Here is a 15692-nt window from a genome sequence, read left to right as displayed (position 1 = left end):
CCATGTCTGGGAAACGTCTCAATTCACCTTATCTGGACAGGCGAACCTTCATCGCCGGCGTTTCGGCCTTGCCCCTGGGCGCCTCCGCCGCGTTGGGGCAGGGACGCCAGGACCCGCGAATGCAGACCAGTTTCGGTCCTGTCAGTGGGTACAATGACGGTCCGGTTTCAGTCTTCAAAGGGGTCCGCTACGGCGGTGATACCCGGCCACGGCGCTTCCAGCGACCTGTCGCGCCTACCGCATGGACCGAAGTCAAGCGGGCCACTGAGTATGGCGGGGCATCTCCCCAACGCGGTAGTGAGCCCAATCAATCAGAGGACTGTCTTTTCCTGAATGTCTGGACGCCGGGCGTGGCGGACGGGGCCAAGCGCCCCATCATGGTCTACTTCCACGGCGGTGCCTATAATGGCGGATCGGGTTCAGATCCCCTTTATGATGGTCGGCGGCTTGCCGAAATCCATGACGTGGTGGTCGTCACGGTCAATCACCGCCTTAACGTGTTCGGCTATCTGTATCTGCCCGTCCTGACCGGCGGCAAATTCCCTGACTCGGGGAATACCGGTATCTGGGATCTCGTGCTGGCGCTTGAATGGGTGCGCGACAACGCCGATGCGATCGGTGGTGATGCGAAACGTGTGATGGTGTTCGGCCAGTCGGGAGGGGGCGCCAAGATCGCCACCATGATGGCCGCACCCGCGGCAAAGGGTCTTTTCCATAGCGCCGCGACGATGAGCGGGCAGCAGGTAACGGCGTGCGGGCCGCTCAATGGGACCGCCCGCGCCGGGGCTGTTCTCAACCAGCTGGGCATTGCACCGGACGATATCGGCGCTCTGGTTAATCTGCCGACTGAACGTCTTCTCGATGGCATGGAGGCACGCGACCCGGTCAATCCGGAGTTCGGCGTTTATATGGGCCCGGTGCTGGACGAGATCTTCCTGAAGCGTCATCCGTTCTGGCCCGATGCACCGGCACAGTCTGCAGACATTCCGATGATTCTCGGCAATACCAAGGATGAAACCAGAAATCTGATCGGTCGGCGGGAGCCTGACGCCTTTGACATGGAATGGGACGAACTGCCGGCACGGCTCGCCCACCATATGCGGTGCGATATCCTGCCGTCAGAAGTCGTCAGCGTCTATCGTAAGGCGTATCCGGATTATTCTGCCGCCGATATTTTCTTTGCCGCCACGACTGCTGGCCGATCCTGGCGCGGACAGGTGGAAGAGGCAGATGCCCGTGCCCGCGCTGAACACCCGACGTGGGTTTACCAGATGGACCTGCCGTCACCGGAAGAGGGTGGCCGATACGGTGCGCCGCACACGATCGATATCGCCCATGCCTTCGGCAATCTGACCGCTCCCAATGCCATCACCGGCAATTCGGCGCGTGCGCGCGTCGTCTCTGACCAGTTGCAGGCAGCGTTTGTCGCGCTCGCCCGCAATGGCACGCCCGATCACAAGGGGCTGCCGACATGGTCCCAGCACCGATTGCCGGATCGCGCAACGATGGTCTTCGGTGACGACACGAAACTGGTCGATGATCCGCGCAAGGTCGAGCGTGAGCTCTTCGCAAAGGTACCCTTCATTCAGTGGGGGACGTAAAATGCGCAAGAAGCATTCCGTCCTCGGCATGCTTGCTTCCGCCATATTCGTGGCCGGTGTCGCCCCTGTAATGGCGGAGACTGCGCCACCATACGCCTTATTGGTGGATATTGATCGCCAGCCTGATCTCGTCCTGCCCCTATGGCCCGAGGGACCGCCTGGCGGCGTACCCAAGGGACTGACCGAAGAGATTATCGAGCGGACGAACGTCTATGGCCTGCCGGATCGAGCCGCGGTCAAGATCACGACACCGACCCTCACCGTCTTCCGGCGAGCCGAGCCGACGGGTGAGGTCATCCTCCTCATCCCCGGCGGTGGCTACTCACGGGTGGTGGTGGAAAAGGAAGGTTGGGAAGGCGCGCGCTATTTCAACCAGCACGGCATTACCGCCTACGTCATGACCTATCGATTGCCGCAATTCGACTGGCAGGGCGGCGCGGACACGCCGCTGCAGGATGCACAACGGGCTATCAGGCTCGTCCGCAGCCGCGCGGAAGCGGACGGTATTGATCCGGGCAAGATCACGGTCATGGGTTTTTCGGCTGGCGGGCATGTCGCCGGATCCCTGGGGACGCGGTTCGATGCCATTGTCTATGAAGGTTCGAATGAAGTGGACGCCCTGTCGGCGCGACCGGACCGGCTGGTCCTTGTCTACCCTGTTGCCAGCATGGCCGATGGCGTTACTCATGAAGGGTCCCGCACGAACCTTCTGGGTGACGCGCCTGTCGAAACCGAACTGCAGGCATACTCAATCGACAAGAACGCACGCGCCGATGCCCCGCCGACGTTTCTTCTGCACACGGCTGATGATGCGGCTGTGCCGGTTGAAAACAGTCTTCGGGTATTTCGCGAGTTCACCGCTGCCGGCGTGCCGGTCAGCCTGCACGTCTTTCCCCATGGCGAGCACGGTTTTGGCTTGCGTGGAATAGAGGGGACGCCGCTTGGTCAGTGGCCACAGATGGTTGTCGACTGGATGCGGTCGACTGACTAGACGATCTCTTCGGCGAATTCCTCATAGTCGATGAGGATTTCTTCATCCGCAGCGATATCACTGTTGGCAATCAGGGTGACGGTCCGGGAGGGTGCGTCGACATGAAACCGCGCATTCGCCGATGTGCTGTGATTGCACATGGACAGGTCCCCGAAGACAATAGCGGCGCGCAATCGGCCGTCGGCCTCATCATCCACATAGAATATATAGTGATAGACAGGCGTGTCGTGAATCTTCTCGACATCGTCCGCCGACAGAATAATCATCGGATAGATGCCAATGATGTCATCGGTGGACAGGGCGTTGCGCGCGAAAAGGCCACGGCCGTGGTGCGGCGAAGCTTCGACATAGGTTTTGGCGTCAAAGGTCATGTCATCCCCTTTCAGGACGGGAGGCCGATGCGGCGTTCCAGCCGATTGGCGAACCAGGTGATGATCTGCCGCCAGAGCTCATCTTTCAGGACAGCGGCTTCAATATCAAGTTCGAGGTTTGGATTGTCATTGATTTCGATGACCACGACGCCAGTCTCAGTTTCCTTGATGTCTACGCCGTAAAGCCCATCCCCGATCAGGCGGGCGGCTTTGACGGCGGCATCAACGACGGCCGTCGGCGCATCCTCGATCGGGATGGTGGCGGAGCCGCCTTCGCGAAACTTGCCGTTCTCACCATATTTGACGATCTGCCAGTGACCGCGGGCCATTTTGTACTGGCACGCGAAGAGCGGTTTGCCGCCAAGCACGCCGATGCGCCAGTCAAACTTGGTCGGTACAAAGGCCTGAGCAATCACCAGTGCCGATTCCGCGAACATGCTTTTGGCGCCGGCTTTCAGCTCTTCCATCGTTTTGGCCTTGACCATGTTCGCTCCGAACGAGCCGTCAGGCATCTTGAGAATGACGGGCGAACCCAACCGGTCAAACACATCGTTGAGGTTTGACTTTTCGTCGATAATTTCCGTCTTCGGAATGGGCAGTTTGGCCTTCTCCAAGATCTCTTTCAGATAGACCTTGTTCGTGCATCTTATCATCGACACGGTATCGTCAATGACGGGCATGCCTTCCTGTTCAGCGCGACGGGCGAAACGATAAGTGAAATTGTCGATACTGGTCGTTGCACGGATAAAAAGGGCGTCAAACTCGGCCAGGCTGGTGAGGTCCGTGGGCTCCAGCACCTCGGCCTCAACGCCCATTTTTTCCGCCACATCGATCAGCCGCTTGATGGCCGGCTTCTTGGACGGCGGCATCTTTTCTTTCTCGTCCACCAGAATGGCCAGTGACCATTTGGCGGGTGCCTTCGCCTTGGGCGTGGACAGGCGCCCGCGGGTGTAGGCCGCCATGGCGTCGAGGAAGAACTTCCGTCGTTCATCCTTCAGTTTGTGAGGCGGAACAGGACGAATGCGGACAATATCGTGCGGCGCCTTCGGATTGAACTCGAGCTCGAGCGCAGGGGTACGGAACCAGTCCGATGCCTCGCGTGCCAACCGTTCATAGCCGGGGACCTGAGGTTTGGAAAAAGCGATGAGCAGGGTCTTGGCGTCAGGGGCCCCCTTTGCCCGAGCCTCAGCCAGCCGCACATTCAGTTCGGGCAGGGCGTGGGCGTATAGACCTTTGGCGGACAATTCGACGATCGTCTGCACGTTCGGACTCACCCGGTGACCCCGCGCTTCGGCAAGCAGCGATGCGTAATAGCCTTCAGACTGATAGCTGTAGGAACGGCTGAGGTTCAGCAGGTAAGGCCGACGGCCGGCGAAAAGCTCCGGGTGCGCCAGATAATCTGACACCCGCATCACCTTGTGCGGGGTTTCGGCCTGCCCGATATCGTTCAGGGCATCGACGAGGATGAGCCAGTCGCTCAAGACAAAATATCCTTCATTGGAATGAGACGTTTTTCCATGTGCACAGCGTCCTCACCGTCGGGGTAATAACTCGATTTGTGGCCGATGACGACATAGCCATTATTGCGATACAGCCGAAGCGCTTCTTCGTTGCTGGTGCGAACCTCCAGACGGAGGCGGTCGCACTGCCTGACCTGACAGGCCTCGTCCGATGCTGCAAGTAAAGCGCGTGCCACACCCCGACCTCGTGCCGCTGGCGCGACGGCGAGCGAGTACAGTCGGCCGACCGTGGTGCCTTTGCGAAACAGGAGAACGGCGGCGCCGCCCAGGCTCTCCCCCTGATCGGCAATCAACACGGCCGAATGTCCGCTCAAGAGATCGCGCCAGTTTCGGCGGGTGGCCCGGTCTCCTTCCGGAAACACCAATTCAAGATCAAGAAGGCTGTCGATGTCCCCCGCATGGGCGGGACGGATGGTCGGTTCAAGCGAGGTCATTGCTGGCGGCCTGGGGCTGGCCGGTACCAAAGGAGCATCAATTTCCATTTCAGGCGGGAGGGGTCAACAGCGCTACAAAATGATCTGCCTGCCGGTCCAATTCAATTGATAAATGGCCAAGACTGCAAAAAGTTTCAGTAGCGGGCACGGATGACGCTGGGCCCGCGAAGTCTGGTCATTTGACCCGTGCCTCTGTAGCCTGTCGCGCAACCATCTGCCCCAATATATGAGGAAGCTGCCCCATGCCGAGTTCTGTCCGTCACCTGTTTCTGACGAGCGCCATTGCAACCGCCGCCACCACACTGCTGCCCCATGCGACAGCACTGGCGAGCGATCATCACGGCAAGGCCGAGCAGGCGACAAAAGGCGCTGTCGAAGCGGTTCATCTCAATCAGGTGGGTTTCACCCCATCGGGGCCGAAAACGGCAATCGTCGTCACTGACGCCCAGTCACCCATGGCGTTTCAGGTTCGTTCGGCGAAGGGAAAAGGCCTCTTCAAAGGAATGACGACCGTCTTCGGTGTGAATGAAGGATCGGCGAAAGCTGTTCATCAGATCGACTTCAGCAAGCTGGACGAGGCGGGCGAGGGGCTGTTTGTCGAGGTGGGCGGTGTGAAAAGCGAACCCTTCGACATCGCGGCGGATATCTATGAGACCCTGAAATACGATGTCTTGAGCTTCTTCTATCATCAGCGCAGCGGCGTGCCGATCGAGATGCCCTATGCCGGATCGGAGGAGTTTACCCGGCCCGCCGGTCACCCCAGCGATACCGCCACCTGTTTTGGTCCGGAGGACGTGAACGGTAATAACTGGGGCGGTTGCACCTATACGCTGGATACGACCGGCGGCTGGTATGATGCGGGCGACCACGGAAAGTACGTGGTCAATAGCGGGATTTCGACCTGGACGCTCCAGAATTACTGGGAGCGCATTGCCGGCACGCCAAAGGCCGCCGCTTTCGCTGACGGTGCCGTCAATATTCCTGAAGCCGGCAATGACGTGCCGGATCTGCTGGACGAGGCGCGCTACAATCTGACATTCATGCTGGCGATGCAGGTGCCCGAAGGCACCTCGATGAACCTGCCCAAGGGCAACCAATATGGGCAGGAGAAGACGCTCGACCTGACCCCAACCGATGCGTCGGGCATGGCGCATCACAAGATGCATGACGAATTCTGGACGCCTTTGCCGCAAATGCCGCACGAGGATCCAGCAACACGCTATCTGACCTATCCATCGACCCCGGCAACTCTGAACCTTGCCGGCGTCGCCGCTCAATGCGGCCGGATCTGGCGCGGCATTGACGACGAGTTCGCAGCGAAATGCCTGAGCGCCGCGGAGACGGCCTATGCGGCCGCCAAGCGCGTCCCGGATGTGGCCGGCTATACGGTCACCAATGGCGGTGGCGGCGGTTATGGCGACACCAATTTCTCGGACGAATTCTATTGGGCGGCCGCAGAGCTTTACCTCACCACCGGCGACGAGAAGTACCACGCGGACATGAAGGCGTCCGAGCACTATCTGGCGGCGCCTGCGTCGATGGGCTGGGGCTCTGTCGCCGCCCTTGGCAATCTGTCTCTGATGTTGAACCTGGATGCGCTCAGCGACGATAAAGCTTCAACATTGCGTACCAATGTCGTTGGTCTGGCCGATGATTTCCTCGAAATCGCGGACAGCGAAGGGTATGCCATTCCGTTTGACGGTCCCTATAATTGGGGGTCGAACAGCGGCGTCGCCAATCATGGCATCGTTCTGGCCTATGCCTATGATGCGACGGGCGAAGAAAAATATCGCGACGGAACGATCGATCTTGTGGACTATATTCTCGGCCGCAACCCGATCAATCAGTCCTATGTCTCCGGCTATGGCGAAAATCCGATGCTGAACCCGCATCACCGCTTCTGGGCCAAGCAGGCGGATGACCGTTTCCCCGGTCCTCCTCCCGGTGCGCTTTCCGGCGGGTCCAATAATGGCAACCCGGCCGATGATGTCGCCAGGTCGATCTACGACAACTGCCAGCCGCAGACCTGTTACAAGGACGATATCGGTAGCTACTCGCTGAACGAAGTGGCCATCAACTGGAACGCGCCGATGTTTTGGGTCGCGGCCTTCGCCGACGAACGATAGGCTGGCCCAGGGGCAGGCGAAGGAGCGCCTTTTCATAGACATTTGCCGCGGCATGGTCTTGATAAGGCGCTCATAATCGTCATTGAGCTGGTTCCTTCATGCGCCTGTCCAACTTTTTCCTTCCTCTTCTCAAAGAAACCCCCGGTGATGCCCAGATTGCGTCGCACCGGCTGATGCTGCGCGCGGGCATGATCCGCCAGCAGGCAGCGGGCATATATGCATGGCTGCCGCTTGGCCTGCGGGTGCTGAAGAAAATTGAGCGGATTGTCCGTGAAGAACAGGAGCGGGCAGGGGCGATTGAGCTGTTGATGCCGACGATCCAGCCCGCCACGTTGTGGCATGAATCCGGTCGGTATGACGCCTACGGTCCTGAAATGCTGCGAATCACCGATCGGCACGATCGGGAGATGCTTTATGGTCCGACCAATGAGGAAATGATCACCGAAATCTTTCGCGGCGGTGTGCAGTCCTACAAGGATTTGCCCAAGATCCTCTACCACATTCAATGGAAGTTCCGTGATGAAGTCCGCCCACGGTTCGGTGTGATGCGAGGCCGCGAGTTCTGTATGAAGGACTCATACAGCTTCGATCTCGACGCCGAAGGCGCGCGCAAGAGCTATCTGAAAATGTTCGCCGCTTACTTGCGGACGTTTGACCGCATGGGCCTGAAAGCCATCCCGATGAAGGCCGACACGGGGCCTATCGGCGGCGAGTTGAGCCATGAGTTCATCGTGCTGGCCGATACGGGCGAGAGTGAGGTCTTCACCCACCGCGCCCTGACCGATATGGCTGTGCCGCCGGTCGATACGGATTTTTCCGGCGACCTCGAGCCCGTTTTCGATCGGTGGACGTCCTATTATGCGGCTACCGATGAAATGCACGACAAGGCGGCATTTGATCAGATCCCTGAAGCGGACCGCCTGTCCGCGCGCGGGATTGAGGTCGGCCATATCTTCTACTTTGGTACGAAATATTCCGAGCCGATGAACGCCTTTGTCGAAGGGCCAAATGGGCGGTCTTTTGTGGAGATGGGCTCATACGGTATCGGCGTGTCACGACTTCTCGGTGCCATCATCGAAGCCTACCATGACGATGATGGCTGCAAATGGCCAATGGCGGTGGCGCCGTTCCATGTGGGGATCGTCAATATGAAGGCGGGCGATGCCGAAGTGGATGGGGTGTGTGCGGACCTCTACAAATCCCTGACCGACGCCGGCGTCGATGTATTGTATGACGATACTTCAGAGCGTGCGGGTGGGAAATTTGCGCGCATGGACCTGATTGGCCTGCCACTGATCGCGACAATTGGACCGCGTGGCCTGAAGGATGGCGTGGTCGAACTGAAGATCCGCGAGACCGGCGAGAAACAGATGGTGCCGCTGGCTGAGGCCGGGGCAACGATTGCCAAACTCGTCCACGACGCGCTCACCTTACGCTAAACTCGGGGGCAGGGCGCGTCCCTGCCTCTCTCTGTCACATACCATCGTATAACAGGTCCCACAGGACGAGCGCTGAGCCGCGCATTGCGTCTCCGTGGCAGAATCATGGCCTTCAGAAAGGCCAATCCAACGCGGCGCCCCTTTTCAGACACATTTGTGCCAGACCGGAGCCTTAGTTGTTCCGTGGACGCCTTTTTGGCGAAAAGGCGGGAACGAACCCGACAGCAACACCGTTAACGGGGCATAACTGGACACAATCACCAGATAGTCCAGCTGCAAAGGTCTCCTTCGGGAGGTCGCCTATTTGAAGAGAACGGAGACTTGAAATGCGTAATTTGAAATCAACACTGCTGCTGTCCACCCTGTCTGCTGCTTTCCTCGGTGCCGCCGCCATCCCGGCTTCAGCCCAGGAAACGACCACCACACCACCTGCGGAAGAGCCTGCCGTTGAAACCGAAGGCACAATTTCCGAACCGGAAGTTCTGGTCGAACCTGAAGACGACGCGCTTTTTGAAGTGGACCCTGACATCGCCGAAGGCGACGCCATGTACGATGATGACTACGACATGTCGGAAGAAGAGCTGAACTCGGACGAAGACATCGCCATCGTTGAAGAGGAAGAGGCCACGGAAGAGGCTATTGAGGCCGAAGACGTCGCAGAAGACGAATGGACTGAGGACGAGGACCTCGACAGTGATGTGGAAGAAATGGACGAGGGCGTCAGCGACGACTTCGAAGACACCACCACTGAATAAGCCGGTCTGTCGACCGACACTCACTTGCAACGGAAAGGCCTGCATGACCCCTGCAGGCCTTTTTGTCGCGCGTGTGAGTACGGCAATAGGCTTCATGTAGGGAAAGACGATCAGATGGCTCCGGAGGAGGGATTCGAACCCCCGGCCAAGCGGTTAACAGCCGCTTGCTCTACCACTGAGCTACTCCGGAACGTCTGAGCGCGCCGTATAACATGCCCGCGCAGCGAATCCAGAGAAAAATCGCCCTGTGTATAACGAAATTCTGTCCAACGAAAAACGGCCCCGCCGGGGAGCGGGGCCGTCTTTTGGGGGTATGGTGGGTATCTTCCTGGGAGAGAAGATGTGATCAAAATACCGTCCACTTGGTTAATACAGCGTAAACAGTTCCAATGAAAATCACTGTTATACTGTAACTCTATTCAGCAGGCTTCAAGTTCTTTTCGTCTTGAAACTCTAGCTCGTCCAGGTCGACATCGCCCAAACCGTGCTCGGACTGACCGTGGCCAAGGGAAGGCTGTTTCTCGCCCGTCCAGAGGCCCCGATAGAAGCGGGCGATATCGACACCGACGCCATAAAGCGCAGGGACAAAGAGCAGCGTCACGAACAGGGCGAACAGAACCCCGAAGGACAATGAGATGATCATCGGCCGCAGGAACTGAGCATCCGGGGACGATTCCATCAGAATCGGGACCATGCCGACAAACGTGGTCACCGACGTGAGCAGGATCGGCCGGAAGCGGACGACACCGGCTTCGATCAGTGCGGACAGGGCGCCAACGCCTTCATTGCGCAGTCGGTTGACGTAATCCACTAGCACGAGGTTGTCGTTCACAACGACGCCGCCAGCCGCACAGATCCCGAATATGGAGAACATCGCGAAGTTCTCACCAAGCATGAGGTGGCCGAAAATGGCCCCCATCAAGCCGAAGGGGATGGCCGACATGATCATCAGCGGCTGCCAGTAGGACGAGAACGCGATGGCGAGCAGCATGTACATGCCAAAGATCGCCAGACCGTACAGGATCATCACATCACGCATGAACTCGCCCTGTTCCTGATCCGCGCCGCGTTTCTTGAACGTCACGTCGGGATACTTTGACAGGATCTTCTGCGCATCTCCTGGGCCGGCGGCGCCGCCATAAAACTTGGCACGCAGGGGACCCACATCAGCGCCATCACGGATGCGCGCCCGTACCGTGGCCGACCGCTTGCGGTCCGTCCGGTCGATTCGGCGAACCGCTGGGGCATAGGTGACTTCTGCCACAGCCTCGAGTGCGATTTCACGACCATCAGGAGTCCGAATGCGCATGTTGGAAAGGCTTTCCAGCGATTCACGGACCTCCAGCGGATAGCGGATCATGACGCGGACGTCCTGACCGTCCCGCGGCAGGCGCTGGGCCTCCTCACCGTAAAAGGCTTGGCGGACCTGACGGGAAATCTCCCCAATGCTCAGTCCGAACCGTTCCGCGCCTGGCTTGAGGGAGAAACGGAGCTCTTCTTGGCTCGACTCGAAACTGTCGCCCACGTCGTACAGCTCACCGGCTTCACCCAAATAGGCTTTGATCTCCTGAACCGCCTCGGTCAGTTCATCGAGATTGGCGGATTCGAGAGACACATAGAAACGCGACCCGCTATTGTCGAAGCTGTACGTGATGTTGATCTCTTCGGCATCCGGTATGGGGCCGATCAACTCACGATAGCGTTGCATGATCGTCGATAGGGTCTCCGAGCGTTTGCTGGATTCCGACATGTTCAGGAAGGAGTAGAGTCCGCCGGACCACGCCCAGACCTGCTGGTTTTCGACAATTTCGCGTCCCTCGTTTTTGTCGGACAATTCCTGCTTCAGCTGCTCCGTCGCCTCATTGATCTGGTCATAGACCTGCAGTGTACGGTTGAATGGTGTGCCGCGCTGCATATCGATGTCGAGCTGGATGAACCGTTGCTCCACGTCCGGCATGAACTTGAATTCTATCCAGCCTTGCGACAGCAGATTGACCGACAGGATGAAGAGCATGACAAAAATGGTGACGGTAAAATACCGGGCCGCCAGCGCCGTGCGCAGGATGGGCCGATAGATATGATCCGCAAACCACAACAGCGCATCGGCGAAGCGGCTCTGAAATTTCGCAAAGCCTGTTGGCGATGGCCGTTTCATGTGGGCCAGGTGCGATGGCAGGATCATGAAGCTCTCGATAAGCGAGAAAGTGAGAGCAAAAATGATCGTCCACGCAATATGCTTGGTGAACTCGGACGTTCCCCCGCCGATAAACAGAAACGGTGAGAAGGCAATCATCGTTGTCAGAACAGCGAAGATGACAGGCTTCACAACGATCTGCGTGCCGATGATCGCTGCGTCGATCCCCTCGCGTCCGCGTTCAGTCTGGCGGTGGATACTCTCGCCAACAATCAGCGCGTCATCCACCACAATCCCGATGACGAGCAGGAGGGCGAAGAGTGACAGCATGTTGAGCGAAACGCCCACTGCCGGCAGGAAAATGAACGTCCCCACGAAAGAGATGGCAATCCCCGCTGCGACCCAGAACGCGACCACGGGGCGCAGGAACAGGATCAGAATGCCAAGGACGAGGATCAGACCTGTGAAGGCGTTGGACTTCACCAGATTCATGCGGCCAAAATACATGTCCGACATCGAATAGATGTGGGTCAGGGTCACGCCTTGAGGGACAGAGTCGGACTCGTTCTTGCGATCAACCCAGTCAATCACCGCCTGAGATGCTGTGACGATGTTGATTTTCTCTGGCTGCCGAATTTCCAGCGTCCGGCCTCGCTGGCCATTGATGCGGTAAATGAAGTTGGCATCGTTGAAGCCGTTGTCGATCTCGGCAATGTCACCAAGGCGAAGAACGCTGCCGTCCTGGTTCCGCCGGACGACGATGCGTTCAAACTCCTCCTCGGTGTCCGCCAGTTGCCGAACAGCCAGAGGAATATTGCCCGTTGATGTCCGGACTTCACCGGAGGACCGGTTGATCGACGCCCCGCGAATGGAGGCGGCAATGTCGTCAAATGTCAGGCCATATCGACGCAGCGTTCCCTCCGTGACCTCGATCGACACTTCCTCGGAGCGGTAGCCTTGGATTTCGATCAGGGAAGACCCATTGGGGATCTGCGCCAGCTCGTCCCGATATTGTCGGGCTAGTCGGTTCAGCTCAACTTCCGACACATTTTCATCACCGATAATCGCCACCCAGCTCATCGGCATGGTGCCCAATTGGCGGCTTACGACCGGCGGATAGGAGGAGGGCGGAAGGTTGGAGACGCCGTCTATGCGGGCCTTCACCTCATTCAGGAATGAATCGAAATCGCCACCATCTTCCATGGTGACCGTCAGGCTGGCGTAGCCTTCTCGCGCCTGGGCAGACATTTCCTTCATATTGTCGAGATCGGCGATGACCTCTTCAATACGCAGGATGATCTGTTCTTCCACATCCCGAGGGCTCGCCCCAGGCCAAGACACACCGATATTCACCACATCGAATTTGGCGCTCGGAAAGACTTCCCGCTCCATCCGCAGGAACATTGCGGCACCAACGATGAGGATCAGGATCATTAACAGGTTGGCGGCAACGCCGTTGCGCGCCCAGAAGCGAATAAAGCCGTGCATTATTGAGCTCCTGCGTTACCAGCGGATTGGGCCCCGGCGCTGCCGGAAGCGGACGTTTCCGTCGCCTCAGCATCATTGGCTTCATCAGTTTCGGTGTCGTCGGCCTGCGGCGCTGAAACATCCGTCAGATCCTCGCCGGCCGTCAGTGCGCGAACCTTTGTGCCAACGGGCACGGAGATACGGGACACGACAACCTTGTCGCCTTTCACCAGCCCATCAGTGATAACGACGCCGTCGCCAGAATAAGCTGCGACCGTCACCGGGGTCAGTTTGATGCGGTTCTGGCCATCGATCGTGTAGACGGCGCCATCACGCAACAGGGCGATGCGCGGCACGGTCGTCGCGCTGTCGAGAGAGGGGCCTTCGATCAGTGCATCTACATACAGCCCGATGGCGAGCGGGAAGCCGTCGTCAGCGCCCTTGCCATAAGGGTCGTCGACCTGAACGATCGCGGCAATCTGCCGGGTCGATGGGTCAATCGCGGCGTCGACACGCGCAATCCGGCCCGTCCACGTCCGATCCTTGCCCGCTACATTGGTGGAGAGTTTGACCAACGGACCATCATCACCACTGAACGCCAATGGCAGGCCGAGCTTCGCAAGGTCAGCGTCCGTAAGAGGCAGACGGATTTCCGCCATGTCGGTGGAGAAAATCTCCCCAATCCGTGTACCCGGGGAAACGAATTGGCCGATATTGGCTGAGATCGACCGCACACGGCCATCAAACGGTGCACGTATCCGGGTCCGCTCGAGCGCCAGTTCGGCGTCCTGCAGATTGGCAAGAGCCGCCTGATATTCAGCTTCCGCCCGTGCCAGCTGCGGACCGCGCAGCGTCAGGTCGGAGGGCTGGCCAGAGAGATCATCACCGCTCGACAGTTCTTCGTAATCACGCTTGGCCAGTTCGGATTCAGCCCGCTCGATGGCAAGGGCCTGCTGGGCTGTGGCCACTTGGGCTCGGGCGCGGGTCAGGGAGAGGCGATAATCAGCATCTTCAACGGCGACAAGCACTTCGCCCTTCCTGATCACACCGCCGCCGGCAAAGGAATCCGATACCATTGTTATCTTGCCGCCGACCTGTGTGGTCAGGGCGATTTCCTGCCGCGGTCGGACTTCGCCCTGAGCAAAGACGCGCAGGGTCACGGGAGCGTATTCCACGCCTTCGACGAAGACGACCGGATCAAAGGATTGCGGTTTGCCCTGTTCGGCTGGTGGTTTCAGCATGCCGAGGGCGACAATGACAGCGATGACGGCCATGATAACCCCGATATTGCCGAGGACGACGAGAAGTTTCCGGATCATAACCGGGCTCCTTTCTTGTCATCGGCGATGGGCGCGGATGACGTGAGGCTGAATGGTGAGACGGCTTCGGCACTGTTGAGAGCGCTCGTTTCGAACGGTGCGCCAAGGGCCAGATAAAGGTTGATGCGGTTTGACAGGCGGGCCCGCAGCGACGCGATATAGGCGGACTCGGAAGAAATCCGGCGCTGCTGGGCATTGATCAGGTCAAAGATGTTCGCCGTACCGTTGACGTACTGACGATTGGTCAAATCTTCCACCGCCTGCGCTTCTTCAAAAGCCAGACGTTGGGCCTCGGCCCGAGCGGACAGTAGACGTTCAGCCGACACCGCGTTCTCCACTTCCTGGAAAGCGGCGAGGGCGGTCTGGGCGTAGTCGTACATGGCGGCCTCAGCTTCCGCCTGTGCCGCGCGGGACTGCGCCCGCAAGCGGCCGCCCTGAAAAATCGGCTGGGTCAGGCTGGCGAAAATCTGCTGAACGGCATCATCAATGTCGAAGGCGAGGTTTGAAGAGCTGTCCGTGCTCTGATTGAGCGATCCCGACACGCTGAGGGATGGCAGAAGCGCCTTGCGCGCGGCCACCGACTGCAGGCCTGCGGCCTTGAGACGCCGTTCAGCGGCCATGATATCCGGCCGACGTACTAGCAGGGATTCAGGATCACCCAGATTGAGTGCCGACACGATGTCGTCCAGCGTCGGCAGAGTCTCGGCCGCGGCAATCTCTGCGCGCGGATATCGTCCAAGCAGGACCTCAAGACGGCGGGCGGTCTCAAGCTCAGTCTGCTGCCGGGCGATGAGCGTAGCCTGCGATTGAGAGAGGGAGGAGCGGGCCAGGCGGACATCAAGGCTTGATGAAATGCCGCGCTCATAGCGCCGCTCGATGATCCGAAGGTTGGCTTCGCCCGTCTCCACGTCGCGTTCGGACAATCGGCGCTGCAGGCTGGCTTCGGTCAGCGCATAATAGGCCTGCGCCGTGCCGCCCGCGACCGACAGCTGATTGGCCGCAAGGTCATAGGCTGAGGCCCGCGCACCGGCATAGGCGGCGCGGGTCTGGTCGGTCAGACGACCCCATAGGTCGAGCTCCCAGTTCAACCCGAAGCCGATGGAATAATTGTCGAATGACGAGGCTGGCGCAAGAATCGGGGTGCCGTCCACGTCCTGGACGAGGGTGGCCGGGTTGTTCCGGCTGGCGCCCTGAACCTCACCGCGCAAGGAGGGCAGCAGGCCAGCGCGGGTCACACCCACGCGTTCGCGGGCGGCACGAGTGCGCGCTGCGGCCGCGGCCAGATTGTTGTTTCTGGCAATGGCCTCATCAATCAGCATCGCTGTCGCTGGATCGTTAAGGTCGCCAATCCAGTTCGCGGTGACCGGTTGCACGCCGGCGGCCGCCTCATTGGACAGCGCCGTCCAGCTCGTCGGCATTTCGACGGTCTGCATGGCTTTCTCGGGCGTTTGCGTCACGCAGCCGGTCAGCGCCGCTAGGGCCAGCGCGCTGACTGCCATCAAACCAGAATTCGTGTTCATTCATTGTCCCTTCCG

The 15692-nt window shown here is 59.2% G+C and carries 11 protein-coding genes and 1 tRNA gene; 5 read left to right on the top strand and 7 right to left on the bottom strand.

Going from position 1 to position 15692, the window contains the following annotated elements; genetic code table 11:
• Positions 1-2 precede the first annotated feature (2 nt).
• Together RUI03_RS09565 and RUI03_RS09560 are read left to right on the top strand one after the other, a co-directional pair.
• Positions 3-1601, top strand: a complete 1599-nt coding sequence (locus RUI03_RS09565) for a carboxylesterase/lipase family protein (protein WP_317287232.1) — start codon at positions 3-5, stop codon at positions 1599-1601.
• Position 1602: 1 nt separating this feature from the next.
• Positions 1603-2592: an alpha/beta hydrolase gene (locus tag RUI03_RS09560; RefSeq protein ID WP_317287231.1), complete on the top strand. Its 990-nt coding sequence runs from the start codon at positions 1603-1605 to the stop codon at positions 2590-2592.
• Here RUI03_RS09560 and RUI03_RS09555 read toward each other — a convergent pair.
• From RUI03_RS09555 to RUI03_RS09545, 3 genes are read right to left on the bottom strand one after another with little or no spacing between them, the layout of a single operon-like run.
• A complete protein-coding gene (locus tag RUI03_RS09555; RefSeq protein ID WP_317287230.1) occupies positions 2589-2963 on the bottom strand; it encodes an SET domain-containing protein in 375 nt (124 codons plus the stop codon). The two genes, RUI03_RS09560 and RUI03_RS09555, sit on opposite strands and share 4 nt — an antisense overlap.
• 11 nt (positions 2964-2974) lie before the next feature.
• Positions 2975-4444 carry a RimK family protein gene (locus RUI03_RS09550; protein WP_317287229.1) on the bottom strand — a complete coding sequence of 490 codons (1470 nt, stop codon included), beginning with the start codon at positions 4442-4444 and terminating at the stop codon, positions 2975-2977.
• Positions 4441-4917: a GNAT family N-acetyltransferase gene (locus RUI03_RS09545; RefSeq protein WP_317287228.1), complete on the bottom strand. Its 477-nt coding sequence runs from the start codon at positions 4915-4917 to the stop codon at positions 4441-4443. Before RUI03_RS09545 ends, RUI03_RS09550 begins: the two co-directional genes overlap by 4 nt.
• Before the next feature lie 242 nt (positions 4918-5159).
• Here RUI03_RS09545 and RUI03_RS09540 point away from each other — a divergent pair, with 242 nt between their 5' ends.
• The 3 genes from RUI03_RS09540 to RUI03_RS09530 all read left to right on the top strand — a co-directional run bounded on the left by RUI03_RS09540 (position 5160) and on the right by RUI03_RS09530 (position 9237).
• Positions 5160-7043 (top strand): glycoside hydrolase family 9 protein, encoded by a 1884-nt coding sequence (locus tag RUI03_RS09540; protein ID WP_317287227.1) that lies wholly within the window; start codon positions 5160-5162, stop codon positions 7041-7043.
• 98 nt (positions 7044-7141) lie between these two features.
• Entirely contained in the window at positions 7142-8482 is a 1341-nt protein-coding gene (gene proS, locus RUI03_RS09535) for a proline--tRNA ligase (protein ID WP_317287226.1), read from the top strand.
• Positions 8483-8808: 326 nt separating this feature from the next.
• Entirely contained in the window at positions 8809-9237 is a 429-nt protein-coding gene (locus RUI03_RS09530) for a hypothetical protein (RefSeq protein ID WP_317287225.1), read from the top strand.
• A gap of 115 nt (positions 9238-9352) precedes the next feature.
• On the opposite strand, the gene RUI03_RS09525 is transcribed toward RUI03_RS09530, so the two are convergent.
• The 4 genes from RUI03_RS09525 to RUI03_RS09510 all read right to left on the bottom strand — a co-directional run bounded on the left by RUI03_RS09525 (position 9353) and on the right by RUI03_RS09510 (position 15677).
• A tRNA-Asn gene (locus RUI03_RS09525) sits at positions 9353-9427 on the bottom strand.
• Positions 9428-9652: 225 nt separating this feature from the next.
• Complete coding sequence (locus RUI03_RS09520) at positions 9653-12859, bottom strand: efflux RND transporter permease subunit (RefSeq protein ID WP_317287224.1); 3207 nt, start codon at positions 12857-12859, stop codon at positions 9653-9655.
• Entirely contained in the window at positions 12859-14157 is a 1299-nt protein-coding gene (locus RUI03_RS09515) for an efflux RND transporter periplasmic adaptor subunit (protein ID WP_317287223.1), read from the bottom strand. The genes RUI03_RS09520 and RUI03_RS09515 overlap by 1 nt, the downstream gene beginning before the upstream one ends.
• On the bottom strand, positions 14154-15677 hold the full coding sequence (locus tag RUI03_RS09510; protein ID WP_317287222.1) for a TolC family protein: 1524 nt from the start codon (positions 15675-15677) through the stop codon (positions 14154-14156). Before RUI03_RS09510 ends, RUI03_RS09515 begins: the two co-directional genes overlap by 4 nt.
• Between the last annotated feature and the right edge of the window lie 15 nt (positions 15678-15692).

Origin of the sequence: Parvularcula sp. LCG005, from assembly GCF_032930845.1 — a bacterium.
Lineage (GTDB): Bacteria > Pseudomonadota > Alphaproteobacteria > Caulobacterales > Parvularculaceae > Parvularcula.
The sequence above is the reverse complement of the archived record's forward strand: the minus strand, read 5'-3'. Positions and strand labels throughout refer to the sequence as shown.